The sequence below is a fragment of the Mesorhizobium sp. ISC25 genome (assembly GCF_042295465.1).
Classification (GTDB): domain Bacteria; phylum Pseudomonadota; class Alphaproteobacteria; order Rhizobiales; family Rhizobiaceae; genus Mesorhizobium.
Genome location: NZ_CP135442.1, coordinates 176858 through 197417 on the forward strand (window position 1 = coordinate 176858; position 20560 = coordinate 197417).

The window sequence follows — 20560 nt, forward strand, 5'->3', positions numbered from 1 at the left end:
ATCAAGCTGGCTGGATCTTGTCCGTAGTTGCGCGAACATAGTTCAGGTTCATGACCGACGGCGCCGATGTCGCTCACTTTGAACCCGCTCTCGGTCAACAGCGCCCGACCGCATTCATGTCGATATGCCCACGGCGATGGACCTCGGCCGTCTGGCGTAGCGCAGCGGCCTGCCAAAGTCGCGAAGCCGCCATGCACGAGGACGACGGACGTTTTCCGATTTCGTTGCTGGCTAGAGCAGACGTCGTCTGGACACCTGAAATTCCGAACCAGTACTTCGGTCCGAGATGACACGAACGTTGGTCGCCCGTCCAGGCCTTCGAGGTGAGCGGGCGAGCGCAGCGAACTCTGCACGGGATGGCCGTTTTCCGCCTTCGTGGCCGCCGCAAAGGGGAGAGCTAGCGAGAAGTGGCTGCCATCTAATGATCTCTGACCAATTTCATGAACGCCTCTATGGGACGCAATGTTTGGCGGACCTTCAGGCACGCCGCGAAGGATTGCGTGAACGGCTTGTGATCCGAGATCGAAAGCGCCGTCAAACGGTCATCCGGAAGATACTCGGTCTTGGAAACAATGCCGGCGCCAAGGCCGGCGGCGACAGCTTCACGAACGCCGTCGCGTGGAATTTCCATCACCACATTGGGCCGTACTCGATGCTTGTCGAGCACCTCTTCCAGCGCGCGACGGGTCATTGAACCCGGCTCGCGGAAGATCAGGCGCTGCCCGTCCAGTTCCTCGAGATCGATCTGCTGGCGTCCACCCCATGGGTGGTCGCGATGCACGAAGACGATTACTTCATGGCGGCCAAGCTGGATGAGATCGAGACGCCGATCGTCATAGTCGCGGCCTATGATGGCGACATCGACCTCGTAGTTCAGCAATTTGTTATAGATGACGTCGGAATTGCCGCTCTCGAGAAAGACCTGCATCAGCGGGTATTTCGCGTGGAAGGCACGGAGCAGTTCCATGACGAAGAACGGGCCGACGGTGCCGACGCGCAGCTTGCCCGATATCTGGTTACCCTCGGCCTGCAGAATACCGACCGCCTGCTCCTCCAGCGAGAAGATCTGGCGGACGACGACAAGCAGCGCTTCTCCTGCGTCGGTGAGCTTCAGACCGCGCGGCGAACGCAGGAAAAGCTGAACGTCGTATGTCTCCTCCAGCGCCTTCACCTGCGTCGTTACCGTCGGCTGGCCCACACACAGCAGGTCGGCCGCCTTGGTGAAACTCAGTTCGCGCGCGACCGCATAAAATGAACGTAGCTGGCTGAAATTGACGAAATGCAGCTTGTTAGAGCCACTCAATCCGTTTCTCCTCCCTGCGGAAGGCTTGCGCCACCCGCATGATCCCTTCGGCTATTTCCGACCGCTCCTCCAGCAGATCGCATAGGACCGTGTAGTGGTTTTTGTCCCGCAGTGAAACCAGTTCGGCATGCTGGCCGGCTGCTCGCCAGTGTTCCATGAATTGTCGGGACTGCCCCGCAAAGGCCGATGTCTCGGCGGCCCCGACAAAAGCAGTCAACGGACAGGATACCGGCGGGCACCGTATTGGGCTGAGTTTTGCAGCGCGCTGGTGGTCCAGTTCGAGCGCCGTATTGAGCGACGTTTCCACCAGCGGCTCGAGATCGAAGATGCCGCTGATCGGCGCGCATGCCGCGAGCGCCACATTGCCGGTCCCGCTCGTCATTGCCAGCATCGCGGCGAGATGCCCTCCCGCCGAATGGCCGGTCGCGATCCAGAACGGCGGTGGCATCCCGAGCGCCTCCAGGACCGCGGGCAGGCAGCCGCAGACGCTTTCGACGATCGCCTCGAGGCCCGCAGCCGGCGCAAGCGGGTAGTTCAGCAGCACCACCGAGAAACCGCGCGGCACGAGCGCCGCGGCGACGAACGAATAGCGATCCTTGTCGAGGCTCTGCCAATAGCCGCCATGGACAAAGACGACCAGCGGCGCGCCGTCACCTGCCGGAAACAGGTCGAACTCCTGGCCAGGATGCGCACCGTAAGGCACGTTGCGGTGGCATGAAAGCGAAGCGCGCGCTGCGGCGCTCTCCTCGTCGAATCGGCGATAAACATGCTCCCGCTCCGGGTAACGGTCGCGGAAGACGTAGCCGGCTTCATTGGCAAGCCCCATACCGCTCACCCGAAGTGGACGACGCTGCGAACAGACTCTCCCGCCCGCATCAGATCGAAGCCGCGATTGACCTCATCGAGCGTAAGCGTGTGGGTGATCTGCCGGTCCAAATCCAGCCGACCCTCCATGTAGAAGTCGATCAACCGGCCGAGGCCGCTGCGCCCCTTGACGCCGCCGAAATAGCCGCCCCGAATGCTCCTACCATAGCGGACGCCGACCGGCGGAAAGCCCAGTTCCGCGCCGGGAGGCTCGACGCCTAGCAGCACCGCCGTACCCCAGGCAGGCTGGCAGCAGTCGAAAGCCTGGCGCATGACTTGGACAATGCCGGTGCATTCGAAAGCTACGTCGACGCCGCCGTCGGTCAAGTCACGGATCGCCTGCATGACCTTTGCACCTTCCCGGCCGGCATTGACGAAGTCGGTCATGCCGTAGGCTCGGGCAAGCGCGTTCTTGCGATCGGTGACATCAATGCCGATGATGGTCTTGGCGCCCGCCAACCGCGCACCCTGCACGACATTGATGCCGATGCCGCCGAGGCCGAAAACAGCGATAGCGTCGCCTTCTCGAATTTCGGCAAGCGCGGCGCCCACGCCGGTGGTCACGCCGCAGCCGAACAGGCAGACTTTCTCGAGCGGCGCATCCGGCCGTATCTTGGCAAGCGCGATCTCCGGCACGACCGTGTAGCGAGACAGCGTCGATGTTCCCATGAAATGATGTACGGGCTCGGTTTCGAACGTGAAACGCGACGTGCCGTTCGGCATCACGCCCCTGTCGCGCGTCGGCTTGATCGTCCAGCAGAGATTTGTTCGGCCGCTGCGGCACATGCGGCAATGCATGCATTCGGGTCCATAGAGCGGGATGACATGGTCGCCGGGTTTCAGGTCAAAAACCCCCTCACCCACCTCGATCACGCGGCCCGCGCCCTCGTGGCCGGGGATCAGCGGGTAAACGCTGGTCGCGTTGACGCCGTCCAGCGCGGTCAGGTCGGTGTGGCAAAGGCCTGAAGCAACGATCTCGACCAGTGCTTCGCCGTGACCGGGCGGCGCCACCTGGATCTCTTCGACGGCAAGCGGCCTGTTCGGCTCGAAACAGATCGCGGCGGACGAGCGAATCACAATGCCAGCCTTTCAGGCTGGGCCGCGCCAAACGCCGTAAACCCCTTCGCCGCGAGTTCGGCAGGGTACAGTTGGCCGCCGGTCTTGATCGTCTCGCGAGCGATGCGGATGTCGCGTCCGCATGCGATGCCGATAGCGCCGACGAGACGCTCCCCATCGGTAAAGTAGGCGAGATACGTGCGGTCGCCCGGCCTGCCGCGCTCATAGGCCGGCTCCCGATCGCCTGGTATTCCGGCGACTTGGATGTTCAAGTCGTATTGGTCGGTCCAGAACCAGGGCACCTCATCATACGGCGCCGGACTGCCGCAAATCTGCGCAGCGACGATGCCGCCCTGGTCTTCGGCGTTTTTCCAGGATTCGAGCCGCCAGCGCTTGCCAAACAGACGATTCTCATGCGAGGCGACGTCGCCGGCGGCGAAGATGTCGGGATCGCTGGTCTGGCCGAACTCGTTGACCACGATGCCGTTGTCGACGTTCAGCCCGGCGTCGCGGGCAAGCTGGTCGTTCGGCGTTCCACCGATGCCGACAATGACGAGATCGGCCTTAACCCGGGTGCCATCGTTCAGGCGGAGCAAAGCCTTGCCGCCCGACGGCTCCGAAGCGACAACCTGCCGGTCACAGAGGATCTTGACGCCCGCCTGCCGATGAACGTCCGCAAGCCACCGTGACATGTAAGGCGGGAGCAGCCTGCTCAGCGGGCGATCCGCCGCTTCCAGCACCGTCACGGTCGCGCCGCGCTTCACCGCGCTTGCCGCGACTTCCAAACCGATGAGCCCTGCCCCCACCAGCACGACCGAAGAGCCCGGCAGGATGCGGTCGCGCAAGCCTAGCGCGTCCTGAAACGAGCGGAGATAGGCGACCCGGTCCGCGAGCGGCTCCAGAGATTCGATACGGCGCGGCGAGAGCCCGGTCGCAAGCACCAGCTTGCGGTACGGCAGTCCACTGCCATCGGCCAGCATCACCGCCTTGGCCTGCCTGTCGATGCTGGTCGCCTCGGCGCCGAGGTGAAACCTGACGTCGAACTCGTTCCAGCGGGCCGGCGGCAGAAGATAGGCGTTCGCCGGAATCTCGGCTGCGGTCAGCACGCTTTTCGACAGCGGCGGGCGCTCATATGGCAGTTCGCGTTCGATCCCGACCACATCGATCGGGCCAACGAAGCCACCGTGCCGCAACCGCTCGGCGGTACGACCGCCGGCATGTCCTCCGCCGACGATCACGACGCCGGCCGTTCTTCCGAAACCAGCCACGGCCAATCAGGCTCCCTGGCCGGCCGGTGCGGCGCCGGGACGATCATTCTTCAGCACGTCGCGGATTATCTCGCGATGCACCTGAATGTATCCCTTGCTGACACATTGCAGATGCGGCGAAACCTCGCTGTGAAGCTTGCCGAGCGCGTGGAACGGCACAGACGAGGCCAAGTGGTGCTCGGCATGGAACGGCATGTTCCAATAGAGCATCCGCAGGACCGGATTGGCCAGAGTGGTGCGGGTGTTGGCGAGCAGGTTAGGGCTTTCTTCGGCACCTGTATGCTCGGCCATGCGGATGGCGCGCAGCACCGGTTCGCCCATGACACGGGGCATCAACCAATAGATCAGCGCGATCGTGCTTCCGTAGTAGATCGAGAAGGCGGCAATGACGATATAGGCCAAGACCAGTAGCCGGATTTCCAACATCACCTGCTTCCAGACGGATTCCGGCAAGAATTCGCGTTCTTCGTCGGTAAAGCGCCCGGTCGAGCCGCGCCATAACGTGCCGACCAACTTGGGCCAGAAGGATAGGCCGAGTATCTGCCCGAAATAGTCGCGCAGCGAGGTCGGGAAAGGCACGATGTCAGGATCGTGGTCCTCATGCTGAGTGTAGGTGTGGTGCGCGGCATGGCGGTATTTGAAATACAGAAACGGCCGGAAGGTGAGCGCGGCGACGGCGAAACCGATGAGGTGATTGATCCAGCGCGAGTGAAAGGCCGTGCCGTGCGAGCATTCGTGCAGCGGTGCAAACAGCAGCACGATAACAACGCCGTAGACGAACATCGCCGGTATCTGAAGCCACGGCGTCGAGGACGACAGATAGACGGCCAGAGCACCAAGGATTAGTGCGCCGATGTGCACCGCGAGCCTGATCAGGCCCGGCCCATTGGTGCGCGTGCGAAGCCTCTTCAGCTTGTCACGCGAAATGATCTCGGGGCCCGTCAGCGGCCAAATTTTGCTGCCGATGCCGCCGATGCCCGCATAGCTGGCAGAATTATCGCCCTGCATACCGATCCTCCTTCAAATTGCTTGTCGAAGGAGACCTACCGACGCGGACGGGAAATAGAAAATTCATTGTTTCCATGCCGTTATCGATCCTGCGTTCAGGCAACGAAGCAATGAGCTATCGCCTCGGCCGAGAAATCCTCGCGCTGGAAATGCCCGGTAATCCGACCGCGGCTCATGACCAGAATACGGTCGCAGGCGTCCATCATTTCCTGCAGCTCCGTGGTGAGCAGCAGCACCGCCTTGCCTTCGTCGGCAAGGCCCTGGATCGCACGCCAGATCTCGAATTTCGCGCCGACATCGACGCCGCGGGTCGGATCTTCGGCGATTACGATATCGCCGCCGCGCGCGATCCATTTGCCGATGACGATCTTCTGCTGGTTCCCGCCCGAGAGCTGGGAAGCCAGTTGCGACAGGCCGCTGGCCTTGATGGCAAGCTTGCGCACCAGATCGTTGGCCGATGCATTCTTCTGCCGGCGCTTGAGGAAGCCGAAGCGGCCAAAGCGGCGCAGGATCGTCAGCCCGAGATTGTCGCCGACGCTCATCGGCAGGACCAGCCCCTCGCCCTTGCGGTCGGCCGGCATGAAGGCGATGCCGGAAGCAATTGCATCGCGCGGCGAGCGAAGGGGCGCTCTCTTGCCGTGCACACGAATTTCCCCGCGGTCGATCGATGAGGCGCCGAAGATCGCGCGCGCGACGGATTCGCGCTGGCAGCCAAGCAGGCCGGCGATGCCGACGATCTCGCCGGCACGCACCTCAAGGGATACGTCGTCAAACACCCCGGTCTTACCGATCGCCTTGGCCTCCAGGGCGACGGAACCTTGCCGGCGCTCCTTGTAAGCGCTCTGGCCCGGCTTGTGCTCGCGCCCAACCATCATAGAGACGAGCGCCGTCTCGTCGAGGTCGGCAACGTCGCGCGTGCCAACGACACGGCCGTCGCGCAGCACGGTCACCCGATCGGCAATGTCCAGCACCTCGCCGAGCCGATGCGAGACATAGACGATGCCGAGGCCACTTGCCTTCAACTTGCGGATGACGGCGAGCAGGTGACCGACCTGATCGTCGTTCAGCGAGGCGGTCGGCTCGTCGAAAACCAGCACTTTCGGCCGGCTTGCCAGCGCTCGGCAGATCTCGACTACCTGCTGCTCATTCAAGCTGAGTTCACAGACCGGACGCGACGGATCGAGGCTGACATGGATTTCGTCGAGGAGTTCCCGCGCCATCCGGTTGAGCGCCGCCCGGTTATTGCGGTCGAGGCGAGCCGCGGGCTCGCGACCGAGGAAGATGTTCTGGGCGACGCTGAGGTTCGGGCACAGCACCAGTTCCTGGTGGACCAGAGACAGTCGGTTGGCCAGCGCGACCGTCGGATCACTTAACACGACCGGCTGGCCCTCGATGCGGATCTCGCCGCTGTCCGGCGCGATCAGCCCGTTCATGACCGACAGCAGCGTCGACTTGCCCGCGCCGTTCTCCCCAACCAGCGCATGCACTTCCCCGGCCTTCAGGTCGAAGGTGACGTCGGCCAGCGCAACCACGCCGGGAAACGCCTTGCGGATCGACTGGACCTCAAGCAGCGAGACGTTCATCGCCGTCATCCCGAATGATACCGATTGAGCAGGGCGCGGTGACGATCCATGTCGCCACGCAGATTCTGGTAGATCGAGGACCAGACCTCGAAGAAGTCGTGGTAGCGCTCGTGAAGCTTCGGATCGGGGTCGATCGTCTCCTTGATACGCACGATGCTTTCGAGCGGCTCGATCGGCGACTTGTAGATGCCGGCTGCAACGCCCGCGAGGATGGCGTCCCCGATGGGCGCCGCCTCGCCGATATCCGGCACCTTCAGCGGCAGATTCACGACGCTCGCGGTTATCTGGTTCCAGAAGCGGCTCTTGGTCGGGCCGCCGTTCAGGATCAACCCATCAACGTTCACGCCGGCCTGATTGGCGATGCGAACGTTTGAGTACAGGTCGAATGCAACGCCTTCGATCAGCGAACGGATGAAATGCGCGCGCGTCGTCGTCGGGCGTACGCCGAAGAAGACACCCGCGGCGTTGCTGTTCCAGTTCGGCGACAGCGTATTGCCGAGGTACGGCAAATAGAGCAGGCCGTCGGAACAGGCGGGCACATGCTTGGCCTGCTCGGTGAAAAGGTCGAAGACGTTGTGGCCCATGCGCTCGGCCAGCCGGAATTCGGAATCGCCGAACTGGTCGCGAAACCATTTCAGCGATGCGCCGGTGAAGGCCATCGGCCCGTCGAACATGGTCAGGCCGGGCAGTACGTGCGGCCATTTCAGGATGCGGTATTCATGAACGTCCTGCTCGGTCGGGATCATGATGCCGAGGTTCGAGCCAGTGCCCATCGAATAATAGGCCTCGCCGGCCCTGGTTACACCAACGCCCAGTGCCGCCGAGCTGATGTCGGTGCCGCCTGCCGCCACGATGGTGCCGGGACGCAGTCCGGTCTCTTCGGCCGCCTGCCTGGTGACTTCGCCCACTACCTCATGTGACCTGTACAGGCGGGGGAATTTCTCCAGCGGGATGCCGATCGCCGTGGCGATGGATTCGTTCCAACGCTCCTTTTGGTACTCGTAGGCATAGGCTAGGCCGGCGTCACCGGTGTTCATCGTGAAGTTGCCGCACATTCGGTAGGTGCAGTAGCCCGACGGCGACAGGAATTTGTGCGTCGCGTTGAAAATGTGGGGCTCGTGTTTCTTAATCCACAACGCCTTGGGGTCGATGAACCAAGGGGCGACGCGGTTGCCGTTGTTCTTGTTGATGGTCGCCTCGCCGACACTGCGGCGGATATCCTCGCATTCTTCTTCCGAGCGGGAATCCATCCATATCATCGCCGGGCGCAGCGGCTTTCCCTGATCGCTGACCGGCAGCGTCACGCCGACCAGGCCAGACAATGCGATCGCGGCGATGTCGTCGGAAAACCGGCCCTGCTCCAGGCACTGCCTGACAGCCGAGACGACGGCCCCCCAATAGTTCGAGGCTTCCTGCTCCGCCCATCCGGGGAACGGATGGAACAAGGGATGCTCTTGCGAGCCGAACGCCACCACCTTTCCGGTGTTGGTATCGAGGATCGCCGCCTTGACGTTGGTCGTGCCGATGTCGATGCCGAGCGTTAGATGTCCGCCCATGAAATGCCTCTCCTGATTATGGATGTGTCTTCTTGCGGCTCATCTTCGACAGGCCCACCGATGCGATGAGTGCGATGCCGATCGCCAGGTTCTGATACCAAGTGCCGACGCCCCAGATCGCCAGCAGATTCAGACCGGCGGCAAAGGCGACGCTGCCGAGCAATGTGCGCCATGGCGAGCCGACGCCCCCTGAAAGCGCTGTTCCGCCGATAACGGCGATGGCGATGGCCGTCAGTTCGTAACCCGCGGCAAGCGGTGCGTCGACAGACTTCAGCCGCGCCGTAAAGACGATGCCAGCGATGGCGGCGCAGAGGCCGCTGATGACGTAGGCCAGCAGTACGTAGCGCTGCGTCTTGATGCCGGCATAGAGCGCCGCCTTCTCGTTGCCGCCGATGGCGTAGAAGCGAGCGCCGCGCACGGTTCCGTTGACGAAGGCGATGAGCGCCAAGAGCACCGCGAGGAAGATCAGGAAGCTCACCGGCATGCCGAAGATCTTGCTGTCGCCGATCCAGCCATAGAACGGCGCCTTGAGGTAATAGGGATGGCCGTTGGTGAGCACATAGTTGAAGCCGCGCAGCGCGGTCAACGATACCAGCGTCATGATGAAGGATGTAACCTTGAAGTAGGCAACGCCGACGCCGTTGATCGCGCCGGCGACAATGCCGGTCGCAAGCGCGATCAGAATCACCGGCAGGATCGGCCCCGCATAGGTGTTACCGCGCACCAGCCAGCGGCTGCCTAGCATTGGGCCGATCTCGGCCATCACGACCAAGCCGACGATGATCGAAAAAATCATCAACGCCGCTACGGAAAGGTCAATGCGGCCGGTAAGCAGCACCACCGTCATTCCGAGCGACAGCAATCCGATGACGGCGATGTTGCGCATCAGATTTTCGAGGTTCAGGGCGGTCAAATAGTATTCGGAGGTGAGCGCGCCGACCACGAAGATAATCGCGATCAGCCATACGATCGGGTCGCGCAGCAGACCCTGCAGAAATGGGGCGGCGCGAGGTGACGATGGAGCGGACAGTTCGATGGCGCTCATTTCGCGATCCCCCGCTGCCGCATGCCGGGCAAGACGACCGCCAGGATGACCGCCGCGGTCACCACCTGCTGCAGGTATATGCTGACGCCGAACTGGTTGAGAAGGTTGTTGACGATACCGATGATGAGGGCGGCAACCAGGGTGCCCGCGATGGACCCTGAACCGCCGGCGAGTGCCGCGCCGCCCAATACCGTCACCGCCAGCACCGACAGCTCCATGCCTTCAAGCCCGGCGGGATTGATGTAGGACAGCCGCGCGCTTTCCAGCATGCCGGCTAGCGAGGCACAGGCCCCGGAGATTATGAAGACAGTGGTGCGTATGCCTACGACATTGATGCCCGACAGCGCGGCGGCCCTCACGTTCCCGCCGGTGGCGTAGAGCTCGCGGCCGAAGATCGAATACTTGGTCAGCGCGATCGCGGCGGCGCCTAGAACGATGAGCAGCACGACCGGGACTGGAATGCCGGCAATGTTGCCGCGACCGAGCCAGAGGTAAGCAGTAATGGCTTCAGGATAGAGCGCCTGGCCGCCGGACGCTATATTGGCCAGCGCGCGACTTATGCCCAACATGCCAAGCGTAGCGATCAGCGACGGGATGCCCAAGGCGGCGACAAGGACGCCGTTCACCAAGCCGACAACCAGCCCGGTGAGAAGCGTGGCGCCGATGACCAGCGTGGCCGAGCCCGTCGGAATCATCAGTCCTCCGGCCACGCAGGAGAGAATTGCGATGCCGGCAATGGAAAGATCGATCTCGCCGGTAATGACGACCAGCGTCATGCCGTAGGCCATGATGCCGATAGCGGCCACGGCCAGGAGGATGACGTGGATGTTGGCAAGGGAAAGAAAGGACGGTGCGATCGCCTGCCCGACGATAACGAGGGCGACCAGCACCGCCGCGCGGCTCATAGCTCCGATGCTCAGGTGCCGCCAAGCATCGGAAGGCCGCGCCGGCAAAGCGGGTTCGACCACCTTTGTCTCAAGAGTATCCATCGTCATGACGCAATCGCCTGCCTTGGGTCAACGACTGCCGTCCCTCCCGCGAGAGGGCCGGCAGTCGTCTTGGAAGTGGATATCAGCCCGAGACCTCCGGGCCATATGCGTAGGGCCATTCGTCGGGAGTCAGCGTCTCGATGCCTTCGATGTTCATCTTCTCCTTGGTGATCATCGGCAGGTTCGGCGTCATGATAAGCTTCGGCGGCGCTTCGTTGAGGCCCGCCTTGGCGCCAATATGCATTACGACGGCGCGGATGCCGATGTCGCCGATCAACGGCGTGTAGGGCGATACCATGTCGATATTGCCGGCCTTGATCTCCTTCAGCACCTCTCGGGCGTCGTCGTTGGCGAGAATCATGATCTTCTTGCCGCCCGGCCCGCTGTTCAGCCGACTGGCTTCACGGATCGCGTCGAGAGCCCCCATGGCCTCCTCGCCGCCGGTGTTGAACGACACCGAGATGTCCTTAAATGCCTGGAGGGCATCCGCCGTCGATTTGAACGCCAACGTGCGCTGGCTGTTGGTGTGATAGTTGGCCAGCACCTTGTAGCCCGGCGTATTGCCGATCGCTTCGAGGAAGGCACCGGTGCGGATCGAATCCGCGGTGCTGCCGAGATCCTTGCGGTTGAATATGATATTGCCGTCCGGCGCGGCATGCTTGAGGTACAGGCCCTCCTGGAGACCGTTCGCATAGAAGTTGCCCAGAACCTCCGAGCTGATCTGCTCGGATGAGGTGCGACGGTCGAGGCTGACGACCGGAATGCCGGCGGCGATAGCACGGTCGACGGGCGGGCCCATCGGCGCTTCACGGTTCGGCCACAGCACGATGCCGTCATATTGCTTGGCGATCCAGGTATCGATCACCTGGCCCATCTTGTTGTCATCGAACTCGGCGTCGATCACCTCCAGTTCGATGTTGGGATGACGCTTGGCCTCCCAGGCGGCGGTATCGGCGAGGCTGATCAGCCAAGGATGGTTGAATCCATGGAAGACGAGGCCGATCCGGTATTTCTTGTTGGCGTCGAGCACCGGACCTTCAGGCAACGGCAGATATTCAGTGAAAGGCGCCTTGATCTGCAGTTTGCTGTAAGGGCCGACGAAGCTGGCGCCCATGCCCGGCTTCCAGACGAATCCGCCTGCGAGGTCGCCGACCGGATAGACGTCGAGATAGTCCCGGAAACCATCCTTCTCGAACAGTGCGCCGACGTCGCCATTCGACATGCCGGCCTTGGCTTCGTCAGAGTATTTCTTGATCAGGCCATTGAGAACGGCGTGGACGGAATCTTCGGCGAAGGCCGGAACTGTTGTCAGCGGCGCAGCAGCGAGCACGGAAAGTACAGCGGCCGTCTTCAACAGATGGCGGCGTGATAATTTTAGCATTTAGGTTTCCTCCCATATTTTGGTTTAAGCCCGGGATATGTCCCGAATAGTTCAAGTCACTGTCGCCCCTCCACCAAGATGTGGACGTAGCCGTCCGACAGCTTGGTTTCGTAGGTTTTCAGCCGCTCGGTGACTGGCGGTGAAAGCGGTGTGCCGGTGGGGATGTGGAAGAGTCCCTGATGCAGAGGACACTCCACCGTCTGGCCGTCGATGTAGCCTTCCGAAAGGAAGGCGTGGGCATGCGTGCAAATGCCTGATGTAGCGTAGAACTTGCCGGCAAGATTAAAGATGGCGATACACACTCCCTGGTGCTCAATGCGCGTCGCATCGTCGACGGGAAGACTGTCGGCACGGATCGCCTTGATCCACTGCTTGCTGTCTGCGTTAGTTTGCGCGTCCATGTGCCTCCCCATATCCGCTTTGTTTCGTTTATTTTCGTTCACTTTCCTTCGCTCGCAAATTCATTGTGGGAATGGAGATATCGATGAACCCTATGCCGAGCCGGCTCGAACGACCTGCGAGAGCACGCGCCCAGACTTCGGCGCGCCCGCAGCCGGGCGCTGTGAGATGCCGGGCACCGAGAACTATCGGAGAATCGGGTCAAACCGTCGCGCAGCGAGACGCAGGGCTTATGCTGAGCCTCATGATGACAATGACTACGCCGGGAAACGCGGCGATCGACCAAGCGCTGCCGAGATGGTCGCCGGCCCACACCGACTATGTTGCCAAGCGCATGGGCGGCGGGATGCCGAGACCGAGGAAGCTCAAGCAAGCAGGATGATATCGGGAAAGCAGAGGGTCACGTTCACGACCAGTCCGCTCGCGACGTTCGGCGGGATAGGGATAAGTTGATGCGCCAATACGCCGCCCGCTTCGCGAGCCCACGCTTCACCGCCAGATTGAACTCACGGCCGCCCCTACATCATCAATCAGGTCGAACAAAGTAAATTCCGCCGGTTTGCCCGTGCGCTTGACAGCGAAGGAGAGAGTTCCATAGTGATACGTATCAGTAATACGTATCACTGAGTTTTTTCGATGGCAAACGGCAGAGCGACCCAGAAGGATGTAGCAAGAGCGGCGGGGGTCTCGCAGGCCACTGTTTCCATGGTGCTGGGCGGCGGCAGCGCTCCTTCGATCCCGGCGGATACCTGGGCGCGCATCACCAAGGCCGCCAAGGACCTCGGCTACGTTCCCAATCGCTTTGCGCAGGCGTTGAAGACCAGCCGTTCGATGACCATCGCCTGCATCGTGCCCGACATCACCAATCCTTTCTATCCGTCGCTGATCCGCGGCATCCAATCGGTGACGGACGGCCTGAGTTATGACGTCATCGCAGTCAACACCGATGGCACCCCGGAACGCGAGCGGCACTTCCTCGACTGGGCCCGGCAGGGTCGCGTTGATGGCGTGATCGGCGTTTTCTTCACCTTGCGTGCCAACGATTTCAGTCCCCTGGTCGAAGCAGGGGTTCCGGTGGTGCGGATCGAGTCTTCCAAGAAGCGCGGCGGCGAAATCGTCGTCGACGACATCTATGTCGACAGCCGGGCCGCTGCGCTTGCGGTCACGGACCACCTGATTGGCCAGGGTCACAAGCGCATCGCCATGGTAGCAGGCCGCGGTGGCCCTCAGGCCACACGCATCGACGGCTATCGCTCGGCCCTCGCCAAGGCGGGATATCCGGAGCAGGTGGTCATCGACGAGGAATTCTCGGAGATCGGCGGCACGCGCGCTGCCGACGCCATACTCGCAAGCACGTTTCAGCCGACGGCAATATTCGCCGCGAATGACCTGATGGCAGTCGGTGTCATGCAGGCGCTGCGCGAGCGCGACATCGAGATACCCAAGGGGATCGCCGTCGTCGGCTTCGATGACATTCCTGCGGCGAAGCTGGTCACGCCACCACTGACCACGGTAGCACAGTTTCAATGGCAAATGGGAGCGCGCGCGGCACAGACGCTGATGGAGCGGCTTCGCGGCACGAAGACCGGTGCGGGGACAGCGCTGGAAATGCCCTTTGAACTTATCCAACGAGGCTCGACACGAGCCATCTAGATACGGGCCGACTGACAAAACCTGGGAGGAAGAAGCCATGCAACGCCGTACAATTTTGAAAGCCGGACTTGGTCTGGCAAGCCTGCCGCTCCTGCCGCGCCTCGCCTTCGCTGCCGACCAGAAGCCTGTGACGTTCTGGTATGAATCGGCATCGCCGGAGAACCAGGACAATCTCAAGAACCTGCTGGTGGATCCGTTCAACGCGGCTCATCCGGAAGAGCTCCTGAGCATCGACTTCCGTGGCTCGGACCTCGACAAGCAGCTTCGTGTCGCCATGCTCTCGGGCACTGGACCCGACGTCGTCTTCACCGCAGGCCCGAGCTACGTCGCCGCCATGGCACAGGCCGGACAACTCCTGCCACTCGACGATTATGCCAAGAAATACGGCTGGAATGAACGGCTGCTGCCCCTGTTCCTTGATCTCGGCCGCTACGAGGGCAAGCTCTATGCGCTCGCCAAGACCTATGAGACGCTTGGCCTTTTCTACAACAAGACGCTGTTTGCGAAGAACAATTGGAAAGCACCGACGACGATAGCGGAACTTGAAGCACTTGCCGACGAAATGAAGGGCAAGGGCCTCGTGCCGTTCGGCGCCGGCAATGCCGATTGGCGTCCGGCGAACGAGTGGCATGTCTCGATTGCCATCAACTCGGTCGCTGGCCCGGAAAACGTCTACAAGGCATTGACGGGAGCCATTCAATGGACCGATCCGGCCTTCGTCGCGGCAATCGACAAGCTGGCCGAGTGGTGGGACAAGGGCTACTTCGGCGAGAACTACTTCTCGCTGACCCTCGAGCAGTCCTTTGCGCAGATTGCCACCGGCCAGGCCGGCATGGCCCCTACGGGCACCTGGAGCTTCACCAACATCAAGCCCTACTTTCCTGACAACAATGCCGAACCGGGTTTCGTGGGCTTTCCCAGCGCGTCTGGCGATCCGATCTTTCCGCTTGGCATCGGCTCGACACTTTCGGTCAATGCCAAGTCGGAAAACCCGGACGGTGCGGCCGCTGTGCTCGACTACATGTTCCAGGACGATTTCTACAGCAAGATGAACTCGGTCTGGCAGGGCGAATGGAACCTGCCGCTCGTGGATCTCTCCAAGGTGAAGCTCTCGGACAAGGTGCTGCCGCTCTACACCGAGGCCATGAAGGAGCTGTCCGCCGCCGTGGGCGCGGGCAAGTATGGCTATACGACGTGGACTTTCCTGCCGCCCGCGACCGACACCTATCTGGTCAGCGGCATGGAAGAGGTTTGGCTCAAGAAAACTTCGTCCACCGATTTCCTCAAGAAGCTCGACGAGACCTTCAAGCAGGAAAAGGACGCGGGCAAGGTGCCTGCAATCCCGCCCCGCGCCTGACACACCGCTGAGGGGCGGCGCGATATGCGTCGCCCTCCCACGGAGGAATACCATGCATCGGCTCTACATCGTCCCGACGATGATCATCAATGTCGTCATCGTGCTGGTTCCGGCACTTTTGACGGTCGTTCTCGCGTTCTGCAATTGGGACGGCATCTCAGCGCCGACCTTTGCCGGCCTCGACAACTTCCGGGCGTTGGCAGCCGATCGCGTGTTCTGGTCGGCGCTCGGCAACAACATGATCTGGACGCTCGTCTTCCTGACCGTGCCTATCCTCATGGGCCTCGCTGCCGCATCGATGCTGCTGATCGTGCGCCGCGGCAGCAACTTCTTCCAGATCGTCTATTTCCTTCCCGTCGTCATCGCCACCGCCATCACGGCACGCGTCTGGCAAGGCATGATCTACAGCCCCGTGACCGGCATATTCGGCATCCTCAAGAAATACGGCATGCTGATACCCAACCCCCTGACACAGCCGCCGCTAGCGCTGTTCGGCGTCGCAACGGTCGATCTCTGGCACTGGTGGGGTTTTCTTTGCGTCATCTTCTTTGCAGCGCTCCGCCAGGTGCCGCAAGAGCAGATCGAGGCCGCGCGGATCGAGGGCGCCACCTATTTCCAGATGATGCGCTACGTGCTGTTGCCCGGCATTCGCCCGACCATAACACTCATGATGATCATGACGGTGATCTGGTCGTTCCTCGCCTTCGACTTCGTCTACATCATGACCCAGGGCGGCCCCGCATTTTCGAGCGAGCTCCTGTCCACCCTCGCCTACCGCAAGGCCTTCTATGACCTGAATGTCGGGCAGGCCGCCGCGGCGGCGCTTGTCATCAGCCTGTTCGGGCTGGTGGGCACGTTCTTCTATGTCCGCATCCAGACGCGGGAGGGAGAGCAGTGAGACTTGTCGAAAGCCGCCTGACGCTGACGGTTTCCTATGCGCTTCTCGGCCTGTTCGCCTTCATCGCCCTGTTTCCGATCGCGCTTCTGGTGCTCAACTCCCTAAAGCCGGCGGCTCAGATCGTGCAGAATCCGCTGGGCCTGCCGGAACCGATCCGCTGGCAGAACTTCGTCAATGCCTGGAACCATGCGAAGTTTTCGAAGACCTTCGTGAACTCCCTTGTCGTCAGCGGCACGACGATCGTGCTGGTCTGCTCGACCTCGTCGCTGACGGCCTATGTGCTGGCTCGCAAGAAGATCACGTCGTGGAAGATCTTCACCTTTTACCTGCTCGCGACAACGACAGCGCCGATCCAGCTCTACATCTTCCCGCTCTATTTCGGCTTCGCCAAGCTTGGTCTGATCAACAACATTTTCGGCGTGGCGCTGATCTACACGGCACTCTACAGCCCGTTCGCGGTGATGCTGCTCAGAACCTACTTCATCGCGGTTCCGAAAGAACTCGAAGAAGCAGCGATCGTCGATGGCGCCACCTCCTGGCAGGTTTTCTGGCGGGTTATGCTGCCGATCGTCTCACCCGGCATCCTCACGGTGGCGCTCATCATCGGCCTCAATTCGTGGAACGAGTTTTTGATAGCGACCACCTTCCTGCAGAAACAGGAAAACGTCACCGCCGTCATCGCCTTCTATCTGCTCTCCGGCCAGTACAGTTCCGACTGGGGCGAGATCATGGCCGCCGCCCTCATCATCGTCGTCCCTGTCGTCCTGCTCTTCGTCTTCATGCAGAAGCGTTTCATCGAGGGCATGGCCGGCGGTTCGGTGAAGGGCTGAACCCCTTCGAATTGTGGAGTGAATGATGCAGTTTCCGAACGACTATCTCGAACGTGTCTATGCCGGCGTCCTCGGCAAATTGGTGGGGGTCTATCTCGGCCGTCCTTTCGAGGGCTGGACGTACCAGAAGATCATGGAGGAGCTGGGTCCGATCGAATACTACGTGCATGAGCGCCTGAACCAACCGCTCGTGGTCACCGACGACGATGTCGCCGGCACCTTCACCTTCGTTCGCGCGCTGGAGGACTACGGTATCAAGGCAAGCCTCTCGGCGGAGGAAATCGGCAAGGCCTGGCTCAACTACATCGTCGAGGACCGCACGATCTTGTGGTGGGGCGGCAACGGCAATTCCACCGAACATACCGCGTGGCTGAACCTCAGGAAGGGCGTGCCCGCCCCGCATTCCGGTTCGATCGAAACCAACGGGCAGGCGGTTGCCGAACAGATCGGTGCACAGATCTTCATCGACGGCTGGGCCATGGTCGCACCGCGCCAGCCGGAGTTGGCCGCAAAGCTTGCTGAACAGGCAGGCAAGGTCAGCCATGACGGCGAGTCCGTTTACGCCGCCATGCTCTGGGCGGCGATGGAGGCCGAAGCCTTCGGCTCGTCGGACATCGACAATCTGATCGACACCGGTCTGAGGCAAATTCCTCAGGACTGCCTGATCGCCAGGCTGATCGCCGATATCAGGGCCTGGCACAAGGCGCATCCGGATTGGCGCGACACCCGTCAGAGGATCGAGCACCACTATGGCTACGACAAATATCCCGGCAACTGCCACGTCGTGCCGAACCACGCGCTGATGATCATGGCCGTGCTCTATGCGCCGCAAGACTTCCAGAAGGCACAGATGATCGTCAACACGTCGGGCTGGGACACCGATTGCAATGCCGGCAATGTCGGCTGCCTGCTAGGCATCATGAACGGGCTCGAAGGGCTGGATGAGGGACCGGATTGGCGCGGGCCGATCGCAGACCGCATGCTGATCTCGTCCGCCGATGGCGGCAACTCGATCAACGACGCGGTTCGCCAAGCCTATTTCCTAACCAATCTCGGCTTGCAATTGGCCGGTAGCCAAAAGCTTGACGCTCCGAAGACCGGTGCGCAGTTCCACTTCTCGCTGCCTGGCAGCCAGCAGGGCTTCAGGCCGCAGACCGGCCTTGATGTCAGCCGCGCGGTGCGCGTCAGCAATGTCGAGTTCGAGGGCAGCCGTGCTCTCGCAATCGACTACGAGGCATTAGGCCCCACCCAGGTCGCGGTCGTGACCAGCCCAACCTTCTCGCCGCGCGAAATGCTCAACATGCGCACCTACGACCTGATGGCGACGCCGCTTGTCTATCCCGGCCAGGTCGTGCGCGCTCGGGTCGTTGCCGATCAAAAGAACCGCGGCGCCGTCGAGGTAAGACTGCGTGCACGCGTTTACGACCAGCATGACGAACTATGCAATGTCGACGGCTCCCCCATGATCATCAAGTCTGGCAAGGAGACCGTACTGGAATGGGCTTTGCCGGACACCGGCGGCCAGCCGATTGCAGAGCTCGGCCTGGCGATTACCAGCACTGGTAAGCGCGCCGACGGCCGCTTGCTGATCGACTTTGTCCGGTGGGATGGCACGCCTGAGCTGACGCTGAAGCGCCCGGCTGGCGACGGCGATTTCTGGCGAATGTCCTGGGTCAACGGCGCAGACTTCTTCTCCAAGCGCTATCCGGCGGCATTCCGGATCTCGCAGAACAGCGGCGAAGGCATCATCATCCATGGCACGCGCCAGTGGGCCGATTACCAGGCGTCCGGCGATGTGATGATGCATCTCGGCAATTATGGCGGTCTCGCCATCCGGGCCCAGGGCCTGCGCCGCTATTATGGCGGCCGCGTCACCCGCGACGGCAAGATGCAAATCGTTCGCGTCCGCGACGAGAACACCGAGGTGCTCGCCGAGACGGCCTTCAACACCGAATTCGAGAAATCGATATCGATGAAAGTGGCGGCCAAGGGCGACCGGATCACCTTCGAGGCCGACGGCACATCGCTTTCTGTGGAAGACAACAGCCCAGAGGCTTTCCGCGACGGCGGCATCGGTTTGCTGGTGCACGAAGGCGCCCTGTCGTCCAACGAGATCCGGATCGGAGCCGTCTGATGGCGAACGTCACGATCGACAAAGCCCGCAAGGCATATGGTCCGGTCGAGGTGCTTCATAGTGTCTCCGTCGACATCCGCGACGGCGAGTTCGTCGTGCTCGTCGGCCCGTCCGGCTGCGGAAAATCGACGCTGTTGCGGATGATCGCGGGGCTGGAGAACATCACCGGCGGGACGATCGGCATCGGCGGGCGGGTCGTCAACGATCTGCCTCCCAAGCAGCGCGACATCTCCATGGTGTTCCAGAACTACGCGCTCTATCCGCATATGACGGTGGCCGAAAACATGGCGTTTTCGCTGACGCTGGCCGGCGCGCCCAAGGCGGAGAAACAGAAGCGGGTTGCGGAAGCCGCTGAGATACTGGGCCTGACGCCGCTTCTCGATCGCTATCCGCGCCAGCTCTCAGGCGGCCAGCGCCAGCGTGTGGCCATGGGTCGATCGATCGTGCGCAAACCACAGGTCTTCCTGTTCGACGAGCCGCTCTCCAATCTCGACGCAAAGCTGCGCGTGGCCATGCGCGCTGAAATCAAGAGCCTGCACCGCAGGCTTGCCACGACCATTGTCTACGTGACCCACGACCAGGTCGAAGCCATGACCATGGCTGATCGGATTGTGGTGATGAACAGCGGCCGTATCGAGCAGGTCGGCCGCCCACTCGATCTCTACGACGACCCGCAAAGCATGTTCGTTGCTGAATTTATCGGCTCGCCGTCGATGAACCTGCTGAAAGGCCGGTTCGACAGCGCCGTCGGACGGCCTATCTTCAAGACCAATGATGGTATCGTGCTGCCGCTGCCCGCCAGCGTTTCAAGGTCACCCGGTACGGAAGCCATTTACGGCATCAGGCCGGAATACTTCGCCATCGCCCCGGCAGGCTCAGGTATCCCGGCCCGGATCGTGGCCGTCGAGCCGCTCGGCCCCGAAACGCAGGTGACCGCGAGCGTTGGGGGACAGACCGTGGTGACGATGTTTCACGAGCGGATGAGCGTGCAACCTGACGAAACCATATGGCTGCAGCCACAGGCCGATCGCGTCTGCTTGTTCGACACCGCTGGACAACGGCTGACTTAGAACCTGTCAAAACAGCAACAACGAACGCCCATCCTACTTTTTCATAAGTCCCGCCTTGATCATCGATCATCGCGCGCCGCGTCGGCCGAAATCAGCTTTGCGGATGATTTCGCCAATCATTCCACCGCGATACGCGTGTCCAACCCAGGAACTTGCTCCAGCGGCC

At 61.7% G+C, this 20560-nt stretch carries 17 protein-coding genes; 6 read left to right on the forward strand and 11 right to left on the reverse strand.

What is annotated here, in order from left to right:
• Positions 1-418 precede the first annotated feature (418 nt).
• From RQ479_RS32770 to RQ479_RS32820, 11 genes are all read right to left on the reverse strand, one after another.
• Positions 419-1303: a LysR substrate-binding domain-containing protein gene (locus RQ479_RS32770; RefSeq protein ID WP_376706110.1), complete on the reverse strand. Its 885-nt coding sequence runs from the start codon at positions 1301-1303 to the stop codon at positions 419-421.
• Positions 1290-2129 carry an alpha/beta hydrolase gene (locus tag RQ479_RS32775; RefSeq protein WP_376706111.1) on the reverse strand — a complete coding sequence of 280 codons (840 nt, stop codon included), beginning with the start codon at positions 2127-2129 and terminating at the stop codon, positions 1290-1292. The genes RQ479_RS32770 and RQ479_RS32775 overlap by 14 nt, the downstream gene beginning before the upstream one ends.
• 5 nt (positions 2130-2134) lie before the next feature.
• The gene (locus RQ479_RS32780; protein WP_376706337.1) at positions 2135-3241 is read right to left on the reverse strand and encodes a zinc-binding dehydrogenase; all 1107 of its coding nucleotides are present in this window, start codon (positions 3239-3241) and stop codon (positions 2135-2137) included.
• Entirely contained in the window at positions 3241-4491 is a 1251-nt protein-coding gene (locus RQ479_RS32785; protein ID WP_376706112.1) for an NAD(P)/FAD-dependent oxidoreductase, read from the reverse strand. Before RQ479_RS32785 ends, RQ479_RS32780 begins: the two co-directional genes overlap by 1 nt.
• A 6-nt stretch (positions 4492-4497) precedes the next feature.
• Positions 4498-5499: a fatty acid desaturase gene (locus RQ479_RS32790; protein ID WP_376706113.1), complete on the reverse strand. Its 1002-nt coding sequence runs from the start codon at positions 5497-5499 to the stop codon at positions 4498-4500.
• Between the two features lie 95 nt (positions 5500-5594).
• Positions 5595-7082: a sugar ABC transporter ATP-binding protein gene (locus RQ479_RS32795; protein WP_376706114.1), complete on the reverse strand. Its 1488-nt coding sequence runs from the start codon at positions 7080-7082 to the stop codon at positions 5595-5597.
• Positions 7083-7087: 5 nt separating this feature from the next.
• On the reverse strand, positions 7088-8638 hold the full coding sequence (locus tag RQ479_RS32800; RefSeq protein ID WP_376706115.1) for an FGGY-family carbohydrate kinase: 1551 nt from the start codon (positions 8636-8638) through the stop codon (positions 7088-7090).
• A gap of 16 nt (positions 8639-8654) precedes the next feature.
• Positions 8655-9683, reverse strand: coding sequence for an ABC transporter permease (locus tag RQ479_RS32805; RefSeq protein ID WP_376706116.1), 1029 nt, complete (start codon positions 9681-9683; stop codon positions 8655-8657).
• Entirely contained in the window at positions 9680-10678 is a 999-nt protein-coding gene (locus RQ479_RS32810; protein ID WP_376706117.1) for an ABC transporter permease, read from the reverse strand. Before RQ479_RS32810 ends, RQ479_RS32805 begins: the two co-directional genes overlap by 4 nt.
• 76 nt (positions 10679-10754) lie before the next feature.
• Positions 10755-12053, reverse strand: coding sequence for a sugar ABC transporter substrate-binding protein (locus RQ479_RS32815; protein ID WP_376706118.1), 1299 nt, complete (start codon positions 12051-12053; stop codon positions 10755-10757).
• A 56-nt stretch (positions 12054-12109) separates the two neighbouring features.
• Positions 12110-12454: a non-heme iron oxygenase ferredoxin subunit gene (locus RQ479_RS32820; protein ID WP_376706119.1), complete on the reverse strand. Its 345-nt coding sequence runs from the start codon at positions 12452-12454 to the stop codon at positions 12110-12112.
• 634 nt (positions 12455-13088) lie between these two features.
• Between RQ479_RS32820 and RQ479_RS32825 the strand changes: the two genes are divergently transcribed.
• The 6 genes from RQ479_RS32825 to RQ479_RS32850 are packed head-to-tail and all read left to right on the forward strand — an operon-like array spanning position 13089 to position 20394.
• Complete coding sequence (locus tag RQ479_RS32825) at positions 13089-14105, forward strand: LacI family DNA-binding transcriptional regulator (RefSeq protein WP_376706120.1); 1017 nt, start codon at positions 13089-13091, stop codon at positions 14103-14105.
• A 37-nt stretch (positions 14106-14142) separates the two neighbouring features.
• Positions 14143-15462 (forward strand): ABC transporter substrate-binding protein, encoded by a 1320-nt coding sequence (locus RQ479_RS32830; protein ID WP_376706121.1) that lies wholly within the window; start codon positions 14143-14145, stop codon positions 15460-15462.
• Positions 15463-15514: 52 nt separating this feature from the next.
• Complete coding sequence (locus RQ479_RS32835) at positions 15515-16360, forward strand: carbohydrate ABC transporter permease (RefSeq protein ID WP_376706122.1); 846 nt, start codon at positions 15515-15517, stop codon at positions 16358-16360.
• Positions 16357-17190 (forward strand): carbohydrate ABC transporter permease, encoded by an 834-nt coding sequence (locus RQ479_RS32840; RefSeq protein ID WP_376706123.1) that lies wholly within the window; start codon positions 16357-16359, stop codon positions 17188-17190. Before RQ479_RS32835 ends, RQ479_RS32840 begins: the two co-directional genes overlap by 4 nt.
• A 25-nt stretch (positions 17191-17215) precedes the next feature.
• The gene (locus RQ479_RS32845; protein ID WP_376706124.1) at positions 17216-19324 is read left to right on the forward strand and encodes an ADP-ribosylglycohydrolase family protein; all 2109 of its coding nucleotides are present in this window, start codon (positions 17216-17218) and stop codon (positions 19322-19324) included.
• A complete protein-coding gene (locus RQ479_RS32850; RefSeq protein ID WP_376706125.1) occupies positions 19324-20394 on the forward strand; it encodes an ABC transporter ATP-binding protein in 1071 nt (356 codons plus the stop codon). Before RQ479_RS32845 ends, RQ479_RS32850 begins: the two co-directional genes overlap by 1 nt.
• The last annotated feature ends 166 nt before the right edge of the window (positions 20395-20560 follow it).

Excerpts from the sequence above, each read along its gene's own strand:
- RQ479_RS32775 (WP_376706111.1), bottom strand. The coding sequence starts at position 2,129 with ATGGGGCTTGCCAATGAAGCCGGCTACGTCTTCCGCGACCGTTACCCG.
- RQ479_RS32790 (WP_376706113.1), bottom strand. The coding sequence starts at position 5,499 with ATGCAGGGCGATAATTCTGCCAGCTATGCGGGCATCGGCGGCATCGGC.
- RQ479_RS32795 (WP_376706114.1), bottom strand. The coding sequence starts at position 7,082 with ATGAACGTCTCGCTGCTTGAGGTCCAGTCGATCCGCAAGGCGTTTCCC.
- RQ479_RS32800 (WP_376706115.1), bottom strand. The coding sequence starts at position 8,638 with ATGGGCGGACATCTAACGCTCGGCATCGACATCGGCACGACCAACGTC.
- RQ479_RS32805 (WP_376706116.1), bottom strand. The coding sequence starts at position 9,683 with ATGAGCGCCATCGAACTGTCCGCTCCATCGTCACCTCGCGCCGCCCCA.
- RQ479_RS32810 (WP_376706117.1), bottom strand. The coding sequence starts at position 10,678 with ATGACGATGGATACTCTTGAGACAAAGGTGGTCGAACCCGCTTTGCCG.
- RQ479_RS32815 (WP_376706118.1), bottom strand. The coding sequence starts at position 12,053 with ATGCTAAAATTATCACGCCGCCATCTGTTGAAGACGGCCGCTGTACTT.
- RQ479_RS32820 (WP_376706119.1), bottom strand. The coding sequence starts at position 12,454 with ATGGACGCGCAAACTAACGCAGACAGCAAGCAGTGGATCAAGGCGATC.
- RQ479_RS32825 (WP_376706120.1), top strand. The coding sequence starts at position 13,089 with ATGGCAAACGGCAGAGCGACCCAGAAGGATGTAGCAAGAGCGGCGGGG.
- RQ479_RS32830 (WP_376706121.1), top strand. The coding sequence starts at position 14,143 with ATGCAACGCCGTACAATTTTGAAAGCCGGACTTGGTCTGGCAAGCCTG.
- RQ479_RS32835 (WP_376706122.1), top strand. The coding sequence starts at position 15,515 with ATGCATCGGCTCTACATCGTCCCGACGATGATCATCAATGTCGTCATC.
- RQ479_RS32845 (WP_376706124.1), top strand. The coding sequence starts at position 17,216 with ATGCAGTTTCCGAACGACTATCTCGAACGTGTCTATGCCGGCGTCCTC.
- RQ479_RS32850 (WP_376706125.1), top strand. The coding sequence starts at position 19,324 with ATGGCGAACGTCACGATCGACAAAGCCCGCAAGGCATATGGTCCGGTC.